At 59.7% G+C, this 18,705-nt stretch carries 12 protein-coding genes; 8 read left to right on the top strand and 4 right to left on the bottom strand.

Annotated features, from left to right (window positions below):
* Positions 1-13 precede the first annotated feature (13 nt).
* Together LPC22_RS05745 and LPC22_RS05740 are read right to left on the bottom strand one after the other, a co-directional pair.
* Entirely contained in the window at positions 14-439 is a 426-nt protein-coding gene (locus LPC22_RS05745) for a LysR family transcriptional regulator (RefSeq protein ID WP_229133083.1), read from the bottom strand.
* A 229-nt stretch (positions 440-668) separates the two neighbouring features.
* A complete protein-coding gene (locus LPC22_RS05740; RefSeq protein WP_229133082.1) occupies positions 669-2,291 on the bottom strand; it encodes an NAD-dependent malic enzyme in 1,623 nt (540 codons plus the stop codon).
* Between the two features lie 302 nt (positions 2,292-2,593).
* Between LPC22_RS05740 and LPC22_RS05735 the strand changes: the two genes are divergently transcribed.
* Entirely contained in the window at positions 2,594-4,069 is a 1,476-nt protein-coding gene (locus LPC22_RS05735) for a DASS family sodium-coupled anion symporter (RefSeq protein ID WP_015021578.1), read from the top strand.
* 102 nt (positions 4,070-4,171) lie between these two features.
* Here LPC22_RS05735 and LPC22_RS05730 read toward each other — a convergent pair whose 3' ends face one another.
* Positions 4,172-5,071 carry a carbohydrate kinase family protein gene (locus tag LPC22_RS05730; protein ID WP_229133081.1) on the bottom strand — a complete coding sequence of 300 codons (900 nt, stop codon included), beginning with the start codon at positions 5,069-5,071 and terminating at the stop codon, positions 4,172-4,174.
* A complete protein-coding gene (locus LPC22_RS05725; protein WP_229133156.1) occupies positions 5,061-6,338 on the bottom strand; it encodes an ROK family transcriptional regulator in 1,278 nt (425 codons plus the stop codon). The genes LPC22_RS05730 and LPC22_RS05725 overlap by 11 nt, the downstream gene beginning before the upstream one ends.
* Positions 6,339-6,635: 297 nt before the next feature.
* Between LPC22_RS05725 and LPC22_RS05720 the strand changes: the two genes are divergently transcribed.
* The 7 genes from LPC22_RS05720 to LPC22_RS05690 all read left to right on the top strand — a co-directional run bounded on the left by LPC22_RS05720 (position 6,636) and on the right by LPC22_RS05690 (position 18,438).
* The gene (locus tag LPC22_RS05720; protein ID WP_229133080.1) at positions 6,636-9,098 is read left to right on the top strand and encodes a glycoside hydrolase family 2 TIM barrel-domain containing protein; all 2,463 of its coding nucleotides are present in this window, start codon (positions 6,636-6,638) and stop codon (positions 9,096-9,098) included.
* 134 nt (positions 9,099-9,232) lie between these two features.
* Positions 9,233-10,576 (top strand): xylose isomerase, encoded by a 1,344-nt coding sequence (gene xylA / locus LPC22_RS05715; protein ID WP_015021581.1) that lies wholly within the window; start codon positions 9,233-9,235, stop codon positions 10,574-10,576.
* 198 nt (positions 10,577-10,774) lie between these two features.
* Complete coding sequence (locus LPC22_RS05710; protein ID WP_229133079.1) at positions 10,775-13,924, top strand: alpha-mannosidase; 3,150 nt, start codon at positions 10,775-10,777, stop codon at positions 13,922-13,924.
* Between the two features lie 102 nt (positions 13,925-14,026).
* Positions 14,027-15,328, top strand: coding sequence for an ABC transporter substrate-binding protein (locus LPC22_RS05705; protein ID WP_024627197.1), 1,302 nt, complete (start codon positions 14,027-14,029; stop codon positions 15,326-15,328).
* Between the two features lie 2 nt (positions 15,329-15,330).
* Positions 15,331-16,302, top strand: a complete 972-nt coding sequence (locus LPC22_RS05700) for a carbohydrate ABC transporter permease (protein ID WP_229133078.1) — start codon at positions 15,331-15,333, stop codon at positions 16,300-16,302.
* On the top strand, positions 16,299-17,138 hold the full coding sequence (locus LPC22_RS05695; RefSeq protein ID WP_024627195.1) for a carbohydrate ABC transporter permease: 840 nt from the start codon (positions 16,299-16,301) through the stop codon (positions 17,136-17,138). Before LPC22_RS05700 ends, LPC22_RS05695 begins: the two co-directional genes overlap by 4 nt.
* A 7-nt stretch (positions 17,139-17,145) precedes the next feature.
* A complete protein-coding gene (locus LPC22_RS05690) occupies positions 17,146-18,438 on the top strand; it encodes a glycoside hydrolase 5 family protein (RefSeq protein WP_229133077.1) in 1,293 nt (430 codons plus the stop codon).
* Positions 18,439-18,705 lie beyond the last annotated feature (267 nt).

The following is an 18,705-nucleotide window of genomic DNA, read 5'->3' as shown; positions in this document are numbered from 1 at the left end:
ACCACCAAACCCCTCAGATAAGGTGTCCAACTTTCCCGCCGCACCCCCTTTCCACGGTCGTGTTCTTGTCTGGTTCGCACTGCTCTTGCCGCCCTTGTCCGGAGCTCAGCAGGGATGAGATGATGGGCGGCAGGCCGATGGTACGCCGTCGAATCCCGGTCCGCGCAGCCAAGGCCTCGGGTAGGGTGTTGATCAGATCCAGGGCTTGGCCGACATGATCCACCACTGTTCTTCCAGCCTGGGTGAGCTGTGTGCCCTCACCTGCGCCGAAGCGTTGCCTCCGGACCAGCTTGGTTCCCAGACGCTTTTCCAGTCTTCTGATGGCCTGCGAGACCGCAGGCTGGGAGATGCTTGCCTCCAACGCGACATCGGTGAAACTGCCGTACCGGGCCAGCATGGTAAGCAGCTCGAGGTCGCGGACATTATCCATATAGGTCATGAGCCGCTTCCCTTGATTGGTGCTCAGATTATTGCTTATCCGTCAACTTTGGCGAAAGACTTCTTACCACTACACTATCATTATCGGCTGAATATAAGAAGATTGACCCATGAGAATATTGACCTGGCCTGACTCATGATGAGGGTCCGGTCGCCACGATCATCGGTTATCAATCGTGTCGACCGGACCCTCATCTCAATCTCGCAATATGCGAGGGAGCTGGTTTCGCTCAGGCGTCGTAGTGCCACTGGGCCTTGGCCACGGCGGCGTCCACATCCTCAATCGGCTCCCGGTTCAGACCCTCTTGGACCGCCTGTGCAGCCACAGCAGTGGCCACCCGGCGTGAGATCTCCTTGAGATCGGCCACCGGCGGCAACACAGCGGTTCCGGGCTTGTCCACGTCGATCATGTCGGAGATGGCGTAGGCTGCGGCCAAGAGCATCCCCTTGGTGACCAGCCGTGCCTTGGCGACGATGGCCCCGAAGCAGATGCCGGGATACATGAGTGCGTTGTTGCCCTGTCCGATGGAATAGGTTACCCCCTGGTAGTCAACAGGCTTTGAGGGGGTGCCGGTGATGACGAAGCCGCGGCCGTGGGTCCAGGCAATCACGTCGGCAGCCTTGGCCTCGGCCAGTTCCGTGGGGTTGGAGATGGGGCAGATCAGCGGCCGCTCGACATGCTTGGCCATGGCCTCAACAACATCCTGGTTGAAGGCCCCGGACCGGGTTGAGGTGCCGATGAGCACCGTGGGTTGGAAGGCGTCGACGACCTGTGCCAGCGAGGTCTTGTCGGTGACTGAGGCGAACTCATCCGGCTTGCGCGCATAACGGGTCTGGCCCTCGGTCAGATCATCCTGATCCTGCTCGATCAGACCCTGACGATCGAAGAGCAGAACCCTGCTGCGTGCAGTCTCTGAATCCATGCCCTGGCGGATGATCAGGTCGTCCACGATCTGGTCGGCGATGCCCACACCGGCGGTCCCTGCGCCGAAGACCATGATCCTGGTGTCCTTGGGGTCGGCTCCGGCAATTTTTCTGGCGGCGATCAGAGCGGCCAGGACAGTCACGCCGGTGCCCTGGATGTCGTCGTTCAGGGTCAGGATTCGGTCCTGGTAGCGCTTGAGGACGGGCGCCGCCTCAGGCCTGCCGAAGTCCTCCCAGTGGATCAGCGCCTGCGGGTAGCGCTGCAGGACCTGCTGGACGAAGTCATCGATGAAGTCGTCGTAGCGCTGGCCTCTGACCCTGGCGAAGTGGTTGCCCACGTAGTCGGGATTGTCCAGAAGTGCCTGGCGGTTGGTGCCGACATCCACCATTACCGGCAGAACGCGCGAGGGATCGATGTTGGCGGCGGCGGTGTAGACCGCCAGCTTGCCCGTCAGAATCTCAGCACCCTGTGCGCCCCAGTCGCCGATGCCGAGAATGCCTTCCGCGTCGGTGCAGACCACCAGGTCGATGGGTCGGTCGCCGGCGTATTGGTCCAGGGCGTCACCGATTCCTTCGGGGTGATCGATGGAGATGTAGGCCACGTCGCTGCCCGAATAGAACTCATCGTAGCGTTGGATGGATTGTGCCACGGTGGGTGCGTAGACAATGGGCATGTACTCGGTCAGGTGCTTGTCCATGCTCCTGTAGAAGAGCCGACGGTCGGTGCGGCAGATGCTCATCAGATAGAGTCGTTTGTCCAGATCGGTGGGCTGGGCCAGGAAGCGGCGGTAAACGATGCGCTCGCGTTGTTCCTCATCCTGCACGGCAGCAGGCAGCAGCCCGTCCAGCTTTAGCTCGCGCCGCTGCTCATAGTTGAATCCCAGTCCCCGGTTGGCATAGGAATCGTTGATGGTATCGAATCCTGTCATGGTCTCACTTGTCCTTCACGATCGGGGCCGGCCGCGTTGCCGGACCTCTGCAATCAGCCTAGGAAAGCCCTTGGCGGCCCGGCAAATAAGCATCGTCTATATGCAGTTAAAGGCCTATTGCCGGTCCTTGGCGGGTCTGGGAGGTCATAGACAGCCAGCAGTTATGGTGCCCCCTCATATAGGCAGCGCTTATTTGTCGCCCCTACCGCCTGCCGCATAGCATAAGTCCACATGAGCATGCCGACGAAGAGGTCGGCGGTTTCCGGGCAGTTATACGCCGGATCATGAGCGAAGGAGCAATGATGGGTGAAACAGTACGAACGGGTGAGGGCAGGGGAGACCCCCAGACAGGGGCCAAACAGCCTTTCAATACGGGCCAACTGGTCAAGGCTCTGATCTGTGTGGCGGTAGGGCTGGTCATCTTCCTCATACCGCCTCCCAAGGGGTTGACTCCCCAGGGCATGCACATGCTGGGAGTCTTCGTGGGCACCATTCTAGGGCTGATTCTGCAGCCTCTGCCCACATCAGCAGTGGCCATCATCGGCATGACCGTGGGGATGCTGACAGGGGCCCTGGATCCCAAGAAGGCGGCTTTCAACGGACTGGGCAGCGCCTCGATTTGGTTGATTGTGGCGGCCTTCTTCATTGCCCAGGGATTTGTCTCCACCGGACTGGGCCGCAGGATCGCCCTGGTCTTTCTGTCCAGATTAGGCAAGTCCAGTCTGGGCATAGCCTACGGGCTCTCGGCCGCCGACCTGGTCCTGGCTCCGGCCACCCCGTCAAACACGGCTCGTCTGGGCGGCATCCTTTTCCCGATCATCACCTCCATCAGCGATGTGCAGGGTTCAAAGCCGGACACTGATGAGTCCCGGCGACGCATCGGCGCTTACCTGGCAATCACGGCCAACAATGTCAACGCCATCACATCGGCCATGTTCCTGACGGCTATGGCTGCCGGCCCGGTCGTGGGACAGCTGGCCCAGAAGTTCCATGTGGACATCGGGTGGGGGACCTGGGCCCTGGCGGGCATCGTGCCCGGCCTGATCTGCCTGATTCTCATTCCCGCCTTGATTTACCGCATTTTCCCGCCCACCCTGAGGAACGTGCCCCAGGCTCAGGAGGACGCCAAGGATGAACTCAAGGGACTTGGCCCTCTGAGCATGCACGAGTGGATCATGGCCGTGACCTTCCTGGTCATGCTGGTCCTCTGGGCGACAGGCTCGGTGATCCATATCAATTCCACCACTGTTGCCTTCCTGGGCGTGGCTGTGCTGCTGTGCACCAAGATCATCACCTGGCAGGACATGGTGGCCAACAAGTCGGCCTGGTCCACACTGATCTTCTTCGGTGTCCTGGTAGGCATGGCGGAACCCCTGAACACCTTGGGCGTCACCACCTGGGCAGGGGAGATCATCGCCGGACTGGTCAAGGGTATGCCCTGGGTGCTGGTCCTGGTCATTCTGACGGTCTTCTACTTCTTCATCCACTACATGTTCGCTTCTGAGCTGGCTCAGGTCGCGGCCATATACACGCTCTTCGTCAGCGTGGCAGTGGCTGCCGGGGTCCCTGCTATGCCTGCAGCGCTGATGCTGGGATGCGCCAGCGGTCTGATCGGCGCCATGACCCATTACGCCTCCGGACCGGCGGCTTTGATTTACGGTGCCGGATACGTCAAGACCTCTGAGTTCCTGCGGATCGGCCTGATTTGCGGACTGGTGACTGTGGCCATCTTCCTGACCGTGGGTCTGGGCTGGTGGCGCCTCATCGGTATCTGGTAAATTCCGGATTCCGTAGATATAGGACTGGTGCAGATATAAGTTTGGTCCCGTGCAGTCGACAGTTCGACCGGGCGGGACCAAATCATGTTCAAAGCTGGTGGATCATTTACCCTGCTGGCTCAGGTAGTCGGGGATATGCTCGGGATATTCGGGCCAGGCGCCCTGCTGGGTGCAGACGAATGCGGCGGTGTTGACGGCAGCTCGGTGGGCCTGGGTCAGGGAGGCTCCCAGCAGGCGGTTGATGGCGAAGGTGCCGGAGAAGGCATCACCAGCCCCGACCGTGTCGGCCACAGTGATTTCAGGCGTGGGCAGGTGTGAGGACTGGCCGTCTGCCAGGTAGATTGTGCTGTAGTCGCTGCCGGCGGTCAGCACGATGGTGTCCAGGTGCCACTGGTCCATGAACCAGCGGCAGAGCTCGTCGTCGGTGGCTCCGGGAACGTGGAACATGTCGCGCAGGGTGACCAGTTCCTCGTCGTTGAGCTTGAAGACCGTGGCCATGTCCAGCAGTTCCTGGATCAGATCCTTGCTGTAGAAGGTGCCACGCAGGTTGATGTCGAAGAAGCGCATGGCATGGCTCTTGGTGTGACGCAGCACTTGCAGGCAGGTCTCGCGGGACTGGCTGTTGCGCATGCTCAGCGTGCCATAGCAGACGGCATCAGCCTTGCTGGCCAGTCCGGCCAGGTTATCCGTGTACTCCAGATGATCCCAGGCCACATCCGGTTTGAAGACATACTGGGGGATGCCTTCGGTCAGCTGGACCTCGACGGTGCTGGTGGGGTGGTCGTTGTGCTGCAACACGGCATCGACGCCGGCCTGGTGAACAGCCTCCTCAAGCTCCCGGCCAAGGTCGTCGCGTCCGACCGCGCTGATGGCATAGCCTTCCGCTCCGTTCTTGGCTGCATGGTAGCTGAAGTTGACCGGTGCGCCACCGGCCCGCTTGCCTGTAGGCAGGACATCCCAGAGGATCTCGCCGATGCTGAGGACCATGGGTTTACTGGTCATGGTGTTCCTTTCCTGATGACGGGTGATGCGCCCGCCTTGTGCTTGTTGATTTCACAGCTGTACGGCCCATGCTGGCCGGGTGCTCCAAAAATTGGTTGGCCGCCACTGCCGCAGCGCCGGTCAGCGTGGCATCGATTGGAAGGTGGGAAAGCAGGATCTGTGTGTGCTCGCGCAGGCCGGGCAGGGCGCGCTGGGAGACTATGTCTCGAACCCGTTTTAGCAGGCGGGTACCAGCGGCGGCCACCATGTCTCCGATGACAATCTGGGCGGGGTTGTAGGCATTGACGATGGTTACGCAGCCATAGCCTACGTAGTCGGCTATCTGATCCACCAGAGCCTGAGCGGCCTGTTGACCGGATCGGACCTGGTCGAACAGGCCCGTGCAGGCCTTTGCGTGGGTCATGGCCTCGACTCCAGGGAAGTGATCCCGCATATCCGGCTGACACATGCGTCGGTGGATGGCTACCGCCGAGCAGTAGCATTCCAGGCAGCCACGGTTGCCGCACTCGCAGGGCAGACCATTCAGATCGATGCTGACGTGGCCGATCTCGGTGGCTGCTCCCTGGCTGCCGTCCACCAGGGCGCCTCTGTCGATGACACCCAGCCCTACACCTTCGCCCACGAGAAAGTAGGCCATGCTGGATGCACTCACGCGGGGGTCGAACAGGCTCTGGGCCAGTGCCCCGGCCCGAGCGTCCTGCTCGATGAAGGTGGGTACGCGGAAGGCCTGACCGAATTCGTGGATAAAGTCCACGCTGCGCCAGCCGGGCATGCTGGTGACCAGGGCGATGCGTCCGCTCTCGCGCAGATAAGGGCCCGGCACAGCCATGCCTACCGCCACGATGGCGGGGTTCGCCTCAAGTCGTCTTGCCACCCGGGTTCGGACATCGGCTACGGCGTTAGGGATGTCATCGGGGTCGACGGGTGGCAGCTCCTCCGAGTCCAGCAGGCGACCGCTGATGTCGAACAGTCCGATGCTGACCAGGCTGCGGGCGAACTTGACTCCGATGACCTGGTAGCGGTCGGCGTTCAGGGTCAGGCCGATGGATCGACGGCCGCCCTCTGAGTCCATGCTGCCGGTCTCACTGATCAGGCCCAGATCCATCAGGCGGTTCACCAGCTTGCCTACGGCTGCCGGTGTCAGATCAAGGTCCCGGGCCATCTGGGCTCGCGAGCTGATGCCTTGCTGGTGCAGGTACTGGACGATGCGTGACTGGTTGAGCTCGGAGAGGGCCTTTGGTGTGCTGGCGTAGGTGCTGCTGCGCATATCGACCTCCTCCTTGAGTGGTTCCGTCACGCGATCCTCGCGCACTTTATGAACAGCGTTTATATATTAACACTGTTTAATATCTGCTGGCAAACCCCTCCGACTGTTCCAATACTGTTCAAGGTGCCGAGTTAGGGATTGCCATCTGCATCCGTCGAACTGGTCTGCTCAAGGGGCAGGGTTTCGGCTGGTAGCCAAGGTCGAACTATCCAGGCGGGAGTAGTCTGGTCTTCTATCCATCGATGTTGATTAGGTCGGCTATGCACTGGAGATCATAAACGATGGCGGAGGAGTTGTATGCAGGCAACGGATTGGAACCAGGGTTGGCGCTATCGACATTTACAGGAGTCAGAAGAACCCTGGAAGCCCGTTGAGCTGCCTCACGATGCCATGCTGGCAGAACCCAGAAGGGCCGATGCTCCGAGCGAGGCTAACAGTGGATGGTTCGTCGGACGCGATTACGAATACCGCAAGCAGGTACGTGCTGACGGTCTTAGGCAGCACGATTCGATGATTCTGGAATTCGAGGGCGTGTACCAACACAGCGAGGTCTGGCTGGATGACCAACGCCTGAGCTTTCACCCTTATGGATACACGGGGTTCTTTGTCGACCTGAGTGGGAAAATCCGACCGGGGGAACCGGGCGTGGTCCGTGTTGTCGCCCGCAACGCCCAGCAGCCCAATTCGCGGTGGTATTCCGGAGCAGGCATCTACAGGCCCGTCACGCTCTGGAGTGCTGGCCCGCAGTATCTGTACCCGGACGGCATCAGGGTCTCTACGCTTGGGGTCAACCCCTGTGCCATCCGGGTCTCCTTGCGGGCATCGTCAGGCGGGACTGCGCAGGTTCGCATTATGTGCAACAACAAGGATGAATCTGGGCCCTTGGCTGAGGTTGTAGTCCCTGTGGATTCCAAGGGCAGAGCCCAGGTCGATATCGACCTACCTGGCGCCCAACCATGGAGCCCGGAAAACCCGACGCTATATGTATGCCAGGCGCTCTTCGTCTCCTCATCGGGCTGCCATGACCAGGCTCAGGCGACATTCGGCATACGAACGGTGGCTTGGGGGGATCAGGGGCTGCTCATCAACGGCGTTCGCAGGATTCTCAAGGGTGCCTGCGTCCACCATGACAACGGGATCCTTGGCGCCTGCGCCTGGCCCGAGGCCGAGGAGCGGAAGGTGAAATTACTGAAACGTAATGGCTACAACGCCATTCGCAGCGCCCACAACCCTTGTTCGAAAAGTCTTCTGGCAGCTTGCGACGGTCTGGGTATGCTGGTCCTGGACGAATATGCCGACCAATGGTACATCCATAAGACCATCCACGACTATGCGGAATACCTCCCGAAATGGTGGCGCAGGGACCTGGCTGAAATGGTTGCCAAGGATTTCAACCATCCGTCGGTCATCATGTACTCCATCGGCAATGAGGTCAGCGAAACCGCCCAGTCCAAGGGGGTAGAGCTGACCAGGCGCATGGTTGACTTCCTCCACGGTCAGGATGCGAGCCGACCGGTTACCTGCGGGGTCAACATCTTCTTCAACTTCCTGAGTTCGATCGGGCTCGGGGTGTATTCGAGCAAGAAAGCGGCCAAGCAGGTGGCGCACGATGGGTCAAAGAGGAGCGTGTCACTTTCGATTAAACGTCACGAATTTGTAGGGAGCCGATTCTTCAATGAGATGGCCGGAATCATGGGGGCGGACTTCATGAAGAGAGGTGCCACCCTACCATCCTGCGACCGCCTGACCCGTGATGCCTTCGCACTTATGGATGTGGCCGGATACAACTATGGAATCAAACGATACCTTCAGGACCTCCGCAAATACCCCCATCGGCTCATCCTGGGGACGGAGACCTTCTGCAGCGACGCTGACGAGTTCATGCGTCTGGCCTCCCGTTGCCCGCGCCTGATCGGAGACTTCGTCTGGGCAGGTATGGATTATCTGGGCGAAGTCGGCGTGGGCGCTTGGGAGTATCGACAGGAAGCTCCACGGTTCAGCGGGCTGGGCTGGCTGACCGCTGGTTCCGGCCGTCTGGATCTGACGGGCAGGCCGCTGGGCGAAGCCTTGTACACACGGGTGGCGTTAGGGGGCGAGACCGGGCCCTATCTGGCTGTCCGCCCCGTCAATCATTCGGGGGAGAGGCATTCTCCCAGTGCCTGGAAGATGACAGATGCCCTTGACTCATGGTCGTGGGACGGCTGCGAGGGCAGAACCGCCCAGGTTGAGGTCTACGCCCGGGCTCATGAGGTTGTGCTGATGCTGAATGGTCGTTGCCTTGGCCGCTCGCGTTGGCGGGGTAGTACTCGATTCCGTTTCTCCTGCCCTTATGAACACGGCCTGCTGGAGGCGTTGGCCTACGACAGCTCGGGCAGGTTGATTGGACGGAGTCGGTTGCGGTCAGCCGCTCCCCAGACCATGGTCAAGCTGGAGGCCGATCGGAGCACCGTTCGCCCGGGAGGGTTGTGCTTTGTGAGGGCAAGGTATACCGACCAGCAGGGCATTGACAAACCCACGGCATCAGGGGATTTGACTGCTCAGGTAGAGGGTGGCCGACTGCTGGCCTTCGGGTGTGCTGCCCCATACAATCCCGAAGGGTTTTTGACCGAGCATACGCGCACCTATTACGGCCAAGCCTTGGCAGTGGTGCAGGCGGATCGGTCAGTAGGTTCAGACGGCTCGGACGTACCCAAGCAGCTTGAACTCAAGGTTTCCGACGGTCATCGCAAGGCTGCTTTGCGCCTTCCAATCCGCAGGTGACGTGATTGTCATCTATATAATTCAACGAATTGACAAAATCGATCCGTCCCTCTACTCTTATTGTTCAGGAGGCAGGAACTGGTTTCCTCCCCTGTGAACGCTGTAAAGGCAAATGCATTAGGCAAAGGAGCATTATGGGTCTGTGGGACGTTGACAAGATCGAATACGTAGGTCGCCAGGGTGTCAAGGAGGGCCTGGGCTTTCGTTACTACGACAAGAACAAGGTGGTGGCCGGCAAGCCCATGAAGGACTGGCTGCGCTTCGCTGTGGCCTGGTGGCACACCTTCAACCAGGGCCTGGTGGATCCCTTCGGCGATCCCACTGCTCAGAGGCCCTACTACCGCTACACCGATCCCATGGATCAGGCGCTGGCCAAGGTGGATTACGCCTTCGAGCTCTTCACCAAGCTAGGGGTCGAGTTCTTCTGCTTCCATGACCGTGACCTGGCTCCCGAGGGCGACACCCTGCGCGAGACCGACGCCAATCTTGACAAGGTGATCGATCGCATCGAGGCCGCCATGAAGGACACGGGCGTCAAGCTGCTCTGGAACACCTCGTCGCTCTTCACCAACCCCCGTTTCGAGGCCGGCGCCGGCACCTCGCCCTTCGCTGACATCTATGCATACTCGGCAGGCCAGCTCAAGCACAGCCTGGAGATCGGCAAGCGGCTGGGTGCCGAGAACTACGTCTTCTGGGGCGGCCGCGAGGGCTACGAATCCCTCTGGAACACCCGGATGAAGGAGGAGCAGGACCATATGGCCGCCCTCTTCCACATGTGCGTGGACTATGCCAAGGAGATCGGCTTCGACGCGCAGTTCCTGATCGAGCCCAAGCCCAAGGAGCCCACCCTCCACCAGTACGACTACGACGCGGCCACCACCATCAACTTCCTGCGCACCTATGACCTGCAGGATAACTTCAAGCTCAACATCGAGGGCAACCACGCCAACCTGGCCATGCATACCTATCAGCATGAGGTCCGCGTGGCCCGCGAGGCCGGCTTCCTGGGATCCCTGGATGCCAACCAGGGCGACAAGCTGATCGGCTGGGACATGGACGAGTTCCCCTCGGATCTCTACGATGCCACCGCCGTCATGTGGGAGGTGCTGGCCAATGGAAGCATCGGGCCCCGCGGAGGCCTGAACTTTGACGCCAAGCCGCGCCGCTCCTCCTTCCTGCCTGAGGACCTCTTCAGGACTCACATCGTGGGCATGGACACCTACGCCGCCGGTCTGCTGGTCGCGGCCAAGATGCACGAGGACGGCTACATCGAGCAGCTGCAGCAGGAGCGCTACTCCTCCTTCGAATCCGGCATCGGTTCGACGGTAAAGGACGGCACGGCCACGCTGGCCTCCTTGGAGGAGTACAGCCTTGACAAGCCACAGGCTGAGCTGATTGCCGCCGACAAGTCCGACCATCTCGAGGTCGTCAAGGCCACCATCAACAACTACATCGTCGAGGCTCTGGCACAGGCCTGAGCTGTAGCCGGCTATCGTCGTTTGGCTCCGCGAGTGAAAGCCCGCGGGGCTTTTTTATGTGCTGACCAAGGCAGACATGTTTGCCGGGTATGACACGCCAATTTTATCTGAGCCCTATCGCCTGGACCAGAGAGGAGTATAATCGAACTAAACCGCTTTAGTAGAGATGCGAAGCGGACCTACGAGGAGGTTGTGAGGATGCAGCTGAAGATAGAACGCGTGCTTGACAAGTGCGACCGTGTCATGCGTCAACGCGTGCTACCGAAGATTGAGCGGCCTGTAGGCCAGGTCCAAGTCCGCTCTTTCGTCATTTCCGGGGAACCGATACCGTCATCGGAGTTCTTCGGAAAATTACAGAGCAAGAGCGTGGACTTCCAGCCTCTCTCCCTGGGGGATACCTGGGGCACAACCTGGGGGACCACCTGGATGGAGGTGACCGGCCGAGTTGATGCCGACTGGGCCGCCAAGGGCCCGATTGAGCTGGTGGTTGATCTGGGCTGGCATCCTGATGCGCCCGGTGGCCATTTTGAAGCCCAGGCCTACAGGAGCGATGGATCGATCATCAAGGCCGTCAATCCCCGCAACCGTTGGATTCCGCTCGATGGGACCGATCTGGACGGGAATCCGACCCGTGACGAGACTTCGGTCATCAACCCTGATGGAACCTTTACCATCTATCTGGAAGCGGCCTGCAATCCGCTCCTGCTTGGCACCCCCGCATTCGTGGAGACGCAGCTGGGGGAGGGAACCACCGGTCGCGCCGATGAGCCCAACGTCCTCAAGCAGATGGACGTCTGCCATTTTGACCATGAGGCATGGAACTACTACATGGATCTTGAGGTCACGGCCCAGCTGATCCGCGAATGCGACCAGAGCCAGCCACGGTACTGGCGTCTGGGCAAGGCGCTGCAGCGTTCGCTGAATATCTATGACGAGCGTGACCTGAGCACATTAGGGCCGGCTCGACAGGCCCTGGCAGGTGTGCTGGCGGTGCCGGCGACCCCCAGTGCCCTGGACCATGCGGCAGTGGGTCATTCCCATATCGACTCCGCCTGGCTCTGGCCCAAGCGGGAGACCCGACGCAAGGTAGCGCGGACTGTTTCGAACATGCTCGCCCTGATGGAGCGCGATCCTCAATTCATCTATGCCATGAGCTCGCCCCAGCAGTATGCATGGCTGGAGGAGGATCATCCCGATCTCTTCGCACGCGTCAAGCAGCGCATCCAAGAAGGCAGGTTCATCCCCGTCGGGGGGATGTGGGTTGAGTCTGACGGCATGCTGCCCTCAGGGGAGTCGCTGACCCGTCAGTTCACCTATGGCAAACGGTATTACCGTGAGCATCTGGGGATGGATACGACCGTGGTCTGGGAGCCGGACAGCTTCGGCTACACGGGCCAATTCCCGCAGATTGCCCGCCGTGCAGGAATGACTTCCTTCCTTTCGCAGAAGATTTCCTGGAATGATACGACCAAATTCCCGCATCATACCTTTGATTGGCAGGGCATTGACGGCACGGCCATCTTCACGCATTTCCCTCCCATGGATACCTATGCCTCAAGCATGACGGCCCGCGAGCTCAACCACTCCGAAGAAAACTACCAGGACAAGGACATCTCGACCAGGGCCTTGGTGCTGTTCGGCTATGGCGATGGCGGTGGCGGCACCACCAGGGAGATGCTGGGACGCTATGAGCGCCTGCATGACGTGGAGGGATCGGCCAAGGTGCGGTATCAGGCTCCTGCAGACTTCTTCCGCGAGTCCGAGGAAGAGATCCGCGCGGAGGCTGGTTCCGAAATGCCCGTCTGGAAGGGCGAGCTCTATCTGGAGCTGCACCGCAAGACCCTGACCTCCCAGCAGGATATGAAGCGGGGCTGCCGGCAGGAGGAGGCCATGCTGCGCACGGTCGAATACCTCTGCGCCTACGCCGGCTTGGTCGATGACTCGTACACCTACCCCCGTCAGGAGCTGGACCAAATCTGGCGCACGTTGCTGCTCAACCAGTTCCACGACATTCTTCCAGGGTCCGCCATCTCCTGGGTCCATAGGCTGGCCAGGGAGGACTATCGCAGGGATATCGCCCGTCTGGAGCAGATCGGCGACGAGGCTGCCCGCGTTATAGCCTCCGCCCAGCCGCAAGCACCCATGGTGTCTGATGCCAGGCTGGTGCCCATGGACGGCAGGGGCCAAACGGCTTGGGAGCCCGTCGGACCAGTCCAGGCCCAGGAAGGCCCCGAGGGTATCAAGCCTGTCCAAGTCAGCCAAGAGGGCGACGGATTCGTCATGGACAACGGACTTATCCGGGCCGTCGTCGCTTCGGATGGCGAGGTTCATTCCATTCTCGACAGGACTTCTGGTAGGGACCTGGTCCCGCAAGGCTCCTCGGTGGGCGGTTACGAGCTCTTCAAGGACGAGCCCTATATGTGGGATGCCTGGGATCTGGAGCGTGATGCCCTGCTGACCGCTTCTCCGGTCGATGACCCAGTCACCATTGAGGCCTTGGATTCCGGTGTTCGGGTATCGCGCCGGCATGGCGAAACCACAATCGTCACCACGATCGGGCTGACTCCCGGCGGCAGGCAGCTGGACTTCACTGCTGATGTGGACTGGCATCAGGACGAGCAGCTGCTCAAGGTGGACATCCCCGTCGCCGTTCAGGCCAGATACGCGCAATTCGAGTGCCAGTATGGCTTCATCGATAGGCCTATCCAGAAGAACAATGCTGCTGAAGAGGCCCAGTTCGAGAGCTGCACGCACCGATTCGTCAGAATCAGCGACGACGACCTTGCTGTTGGTGTGGTCAACGCTTCGACATACGGCGGTGACACCACACCGATCCACTACGACGAGAAGGCTGGCAAAGAGGCAGGCACCTTGGTCAGATTGACCCTGCTATCCGCTCCGGTCTTTCCGGATCCGCATACCGATAGGGGCAAGCACAGCTTTGCCTGGTCCATCGTCCCTGGGGACACCCAGGCTGACATCCTCCAAGCAGCCTATGCCCTCAACGCCCCGGTCTTCCATCATGGATTGCCTGCCGTTGAGCCGCTGGCTGGTGTCGAGGATATTCAGGGCACCACCGTCATCGACTGGATCAAGACGGCTGATGACGACAGCGGTGATGTGATTGTCAGGGTCTATAACCCGGATTCTTCGCCCTCCAAGGCCAGGCTGCACACAGGGTCCGTCCTGCAGGGGGCGACCGTGAAAGAGACCAACTCCCTGGAGGACGGTCCTGTGCCCGAGGGTGTGCGACCAGGCCTGTGCTCCGAGCAGGGGGCACAAGCCGATGGGGCCCTGTTGGATCTGGTTCCCTTCCAATTCACCACCTTGAGACTCTCCAGGCGCTGAATCGCCTGACCATGGGTGTCTGTCCGGCCGGTTCGTTCGTCAATTTGGACCGGCCGGAAGCTCCACAAAGAAGTGAGTAGTAAAAACAGAAAGGAAGCTCCGATGAGAGCACTGAAGAAGGTAGCAGTACTGATCTGCGCGACTGCCATGGCGGGTTCGCTGGCGGCGTGCGGTGGAAGCAACAGCAGTTCAGGCGGGTCTAAAGACGGCAAGCCGTCGGGCGAGATCTCCTTCCAGACCTGGAATCTGAAGAACGACAAGTACACGCCGTACTTCAAAAACCTGATTTCGGCCTACGAGAAGTCGCATCCCGGCACCACCATCAAGTGGATCGACCAGCCCTCGGACAACTATGAGCAGAAGCTGTCCGCCGACGCAGCAGCCAATTCCCTGCCCGACATCATCGATGCCGGTCCCTCCCTGATGTACGGTCTGGCCAAGGCCGGGGCCCTGATGAACATCAGCAAGGAAGCTCCCAAGGCCCAAAACAACTATTACAAGAACGCCTGGGATGCGGTGACCTTCAAGGGCAAGGACATCGAAGAGGGTGCCTACGGATTCCCCTGGTACGTCAACGATGGACCCACCTATTACAATACCGAGCTCATGCAGAAGTGCGGGCTGGATCCCAATAAGCTGCCGGTGACCTGGGACGACTACTTCTCCCAGGCGGACACCATGGTCAAGAGCGGCTGCGGAGCCTACATGTCCACCATGCTGGGTGGTGCTGTCGATGACTATGCGTCGGCTGGCATCCCAATTATGAACAAGGACCACACCAAGTACATCTTCAATTCCCCCAAGGCCGTCAAGCACCTGCAGCGCTTCGTCGACCTGTTCAACAAGAAGGGAATTCCGCCGGAGGCCCTGAGCGCACAGTGGTCTCAGCAGGGCGAGTTCTTCCAGAAGGGCTCCATCGTGGCCATGGGCGGCAGCGCCTACTCGGCGGCGGACTTCAAGCAGAACTCTCCTGACCTCTACAAGCATCTGGCTGTGGGTACCAAGATCAGCGATGAGGGCAAGTCCGCCAGCCTGGCCTATGAGATGCTGGCTGTCAACGCCCAGACCAAGAACAAGACGCTCGCCCTGGACTTCGTCCAATATGTGACCAATGCCAAGAACCAGCTGGCATTCGCCAAGAAGTCCAACACCTTCCCCTCCAGCAAGGGCGGTCTTGATGATCCCTACTACGCCAACATCGACACCAGTGATGTTCAAGGCAAGGCCCTGAAGGTCACTCTGAACTCCGTAAAGACCGGTTACTCAAGCCGTCCTGCCGAGTTCACCGATGCCAATGGCAAGGACTACCTGCAACAGCAGGCCGCTCTGGCTCTGCAAGGCAAGCAGACCGCTAAGGAGTCCTTGGACAAGGCCGTCAAGTACGCCAACGAGAAGCTGCAGTAACTATGAGCCGCGTTGACTCTTCCGCCGTCCGGCCGAAGGCTTCTGCCCTCGGCCGGCCCGGCGGGTCTCAAGCCGGGGGGCAAGGCGGCAAGGGGACCCATTGGACCACGACCCTCGCCCCCTACCTGTTCGTCTTCCCGGCCTTTGCCATCGTATTCATATTCGTCATCGTTGCTGCGCTGAATACCTGCCGGCTGGCCTTTACCGATTCCACGCTGCTGCGACCGGGCAAGTTCATCGGCATCCAGAACTTCGTGGCGATCGTGCATGACGACTATTTCTGGACCGCGCTGCTCAATTCCACCCTGTACGTGGTCTGCGTGGTCCCCTTTATGGTGATTCTTCCATTGATTTTGGCCAACCTGGTCAAGGGGAACTCCAGGATCATGGGGTTCTTCAGAACCTCCTTCTACACTCCCGTGGTCATGTCGGCCGTGGTGGTGGGAATGATCTGGACCAACCTGCTGGATCCCAAGGGGCTGGTCAACTCGGTTCTGGAGTCCTTGCACATCATCCACAGCCCGATCCCATTCCTCAGTGATCGCTGGCTGATACTGTTCACATCCATGTTCGTCACCATCTGGCTGGGTCTGGGATACTACATGGTCATCTACCTGACCGCCTTGGCCAACATTGACGCCTCCCTGTACGAGGCAGCATCGCTGGATGGGACCGGCCCGGTAAGGCAATTCCTCTATGTCACCATTCCAGGAGTGAGATCCACCATCGTGCTGATCATGATGCTGTCCACCATCGCGGCCTTCCGTGTGTTCAACGAGATCTACGTGCTCACCAACGGCACGGCTGGTCCCGGCGGCGAGGACATCACCATGTCCATGCTCATCCAGAAGGAGGGCACTGGTATCCAGGCCAGAACAGGCTACGCCAGCGCGCTGTCGCTGATTGTCCTGGTTGTGGTCGGAGCCATGCTGATTCTGCAGCAGATCATCCAGAAGCGGGGGGAGGACTCATGAAAAGCGGTCACTCCAAAGTCACAGTCGGCAAGGTCGTCCAGTACCTTGTACTCATACTGGTCTTCATCCTGCTGGTGGGGCCCTTCGTCTGGGAGCTGTCGCTCTCCTTCAAGGGCAAGGGCGACAACGTCTATGCGGTTCCGCCCTATATCATTCCGAAGACGCCCACCTGGGATAATTACCTATCCGTTTTCAGGCAGGTTCCGGTCTTCCGGTACATGCTGAACACGGTGATCGTTGCCATTCTTTCGATCGGTGGCAACGTCATCTTCTCGACCATGGCCGGATATGCTCTGGGCCGGCTCAAGTGGCGCGGGCGCAACCTGCTCTTCACGATTTTCATGGGCACCATGGTCATCCCCGTCGAGGGTGTGGTCATCTCCCAGTTCCTGATCGTCAGAAGCGTCGGCCTGCAGAACACCCTGTTGGCTGTTGCCCTGCCAGGCATGGTGGGCGCCGTGAACATTCTGCTCATGACCAACGCCTTCAAGAGCATTCCGGACGAGCTTGAGGAGGCGGCCGAGGTGGACGGTGCCAATCTTTGGCAGCGGTTCTACCGGATTTGCGTGCCTCAGGTCAAAGGCACCATGACCGTCGTCGGCATCTTCGCCTTCGTGGGCGCCTGGAATGATTTCCTCTGGCCCCTGATCGTCATCTCCGACGAGTCAAACTACACGCTCACACTGGGCATGAACCGACTCAAGGGCATGTTCATTTCGGATCCCAGATTGATAGCAGCGGGGGCCCTGGTCTCCCTGATACCGATTCTGGTCTTCTTCGCCTGCTTCCAACGCTACTTCTTCCGTGGTCTGGAACAGGGTGGCATCAAGGAATAGCATCATCATGAAATTTGGAGTCAATTACACCCCCTCCCACAACTGGTTCTATTTCTGGCTGCATCCGGATTGGGATGCTGTCGCCAAAGACCTTGACGACATTGCTTCCATTGGGCTGGATCATATCCGCATCTTCCCGCTGTGGACGCTGCTCCAGCCCAACAGGACCTGGATCAACGGTGCCGCCCTGGACGACCTGAGGCACATGGCCGCCCTGGCGGATGAGCGAGGGTTGGATGTCTATTCGGATGTGATTCAAGGACACATGTCCAGTTTTGATTTCGTGCCCTCATGGCTGGTCTCATGGCACGAAACCAATATGTTTACGGATCCGGACGCTATTCAGGCGCAGGCCCGACTGGTCGCTTCGGTTTATGAAGCCTTGGCGGATCTGTCGCATTTCCGTGGTCTGACCATTGGCAACGAATGCAACCAGTTCACCGATCGTGTCCATCCGCGTCGAATGCCCGCCACCTCCAAGGAGGCTGAAGACTGGCTGCTGGAGCTGCTGACTCCCTTGAAGGAGAGGGCAGCCCAGGAAGGGCGTGTGCTCCTGCATTCCGAAAATGATGCGACCTGGTATCAGGACGGCCACGCCTTTCTGCCAAGATATGCGTCCAACATCGGAGACATGACCTGCATTCATTCCTGGGTTTTCAACGGCGCCGCTCAGGAGTCCGGCCCCCTGGCCGAGGAGAGCACGCGGCATGCCGAGTACCTGGTGGAACTGTCGAAGGCCTTTGCCAGTCAGCCACATCGGCGGGTTTGGCTGCAGGAGGTTGGTGCCCCGCTCAATGTGATGGACGCAGGGCAGGCCGCTGACTTTTGCAGGTCTTCGGTGGAACATGCCCTCGATTGCAGCGATATCTTCGGCATCACCTGGTGGTGTTCGCATGACGTCGACCAGCAATTCGGTGATTTTCCACCCTTTGAGCATCAGTTGGGTCTGTTCGACCAAGAGAAGCACCTCAAGCCCATAGGCCAGGCTTTCGCCCAGGCGGTGAAGGACTACTCCGGCAAGGAGGGTTCTCAGCCCAGGTCCACGGCTCTTGTCGTGGATGTGGATGAGCATGATGATCCCCTGCTCAGATCTGCCTGTGCGCCCGGCGGGTCCATCTTCAACAAGTGGATGGAACTCAGCCGTCAAGGTGCAAGGCCGACACTGGTCACCTCCCTGCACGCGGCGGATAGCAGCTGGTTGCAGGACAGGGGCATCAGCGAGTGCATCGCCGTCAAGCCTGTCGGCGGAAGCTCCTACAGCGCCGTATCTGACCCCTCCCTCCTGCGAGAGAAGTCCTGACCGCTGCACTCTGGCTCACCATATTCGGCTTTAGCCTTCGTCGGAGACTATATGTGAACGATAACAAGGTCCTTGATCTCAAACATGGTCGTCTGCAACCGTATGCGTTGTAAGTCACTGTTTTGTGCGGATGAGGGTCTAAGTTAAGGTTAAAGGCCGATGTTCATATACGCCTAAAGCGTGTGGCAGGTAGTTTTGTTTGATGAGTCGACCGAGCCGGATTACGGGCGTCGACGAGGATGGTTGATATGAGGTGGCGCATGGGCG

Source organism: Bifidobacterium mizhiense (assembly GCF_020884755.1).
GTDB classification, from domain to species: domain Bacteria; phylum Actinomycetota; class Actinomycetes; order Actinomycetales; family Bifidobacteriaceae; genus Bombiscardovia; species Bombiscardovia mizhiensis.
This window is presented reverse-complemented; position numbering and strand designations above follow the sequence as displayed.

Excerpts from the sequence above, each read along its gene's own strand:
- LPC22_RS05745 (WP_229133083.1), bottom strand. The coding sequence starts at position 439 with ATGACCTATATGGATAATGTCCGCGACCTCGAGCTGCTTACCATGCTG.
- LPC22_RS05740 (WP_229133082.1), bottom strand. The coding sequence starts at position 2,291 with ATGACAGGATTCGATACCATCAACGATTCCTATGCCAACCGGGGACTG.
- LPC22_RS05735 (WP_015021578.1), top strand. The coding sequence starts at position 2,594 with ATGGGTGAAACAGTACGAACGGGTGAGGGCAGGGGAGACCCCCAGACA.
- LPC22_RS05730 (WP_229133081.1), bottom strand. The coding sequence starts at position 5,071 with ATGACCAGTAAACCCATGGTCCTCAGCATCGGCGAGATCCTCTGGGAT.
- LPC22_RS05725 (WP_229133156.1), bottom strand. The coding sequence starts at position 6,338 with ATGCGCAGCAGCACCTACGCCAGCACACCAAAGGCCCTCTCCGAGCTC.
- LPC22_RS05720 (WP_229133080.1), top strand. The coding sequence starts at position 6,636 with ATGCAGGCAACGGATTGGAACCAGGGTTGGCGCTATCGACATTTACAG.
- xylA (WP_015021581.1), top strand. The coding sequence starts at position 9,233 with ATGGGTCTGTGGGACGTTGACAAGATCGAATACGTAGGTCGCCAGGGT.
- LPC22_RS05710 (WP_229133079.1), top strand. The coding sequence starts at position 10,775 with ATGCAGCTGAAGATAGAACGCGTGCTTGACAAGTGCGACCGTGTCATG.
- LPC22_RS05705 (WP_024627197.1), top strand. The coding sequence starts at position 14,027 with ATGAGAGCACTGAAGAAGGTAGCAGTACTGATCTGCGCGACTGCCATG.
- LPC22_RS05700 (WP_229133078.1), top strand. The coding sequence starts at position 15,331 with ATGAGCCGCGTTGACTCTTCCGCCGTCCGGCCGAAGGCTTCTGCCCTC.
- LPC22_RS05695 (WP_024627195.1), top strand. The coding sequence starts at position 16,299 with ATGAAAAGCGGTCACTCCAAAGTCACAGTCGGCAAGGTCGTCCAGTAC.
- LPC22_RS05690 (WP_229133077.1), top strand. The coding sequence starts at position 17,146 with ATGAAATTTGGAGTCAATTACACCCCCTCCCACAACTGGTTCTATTTC.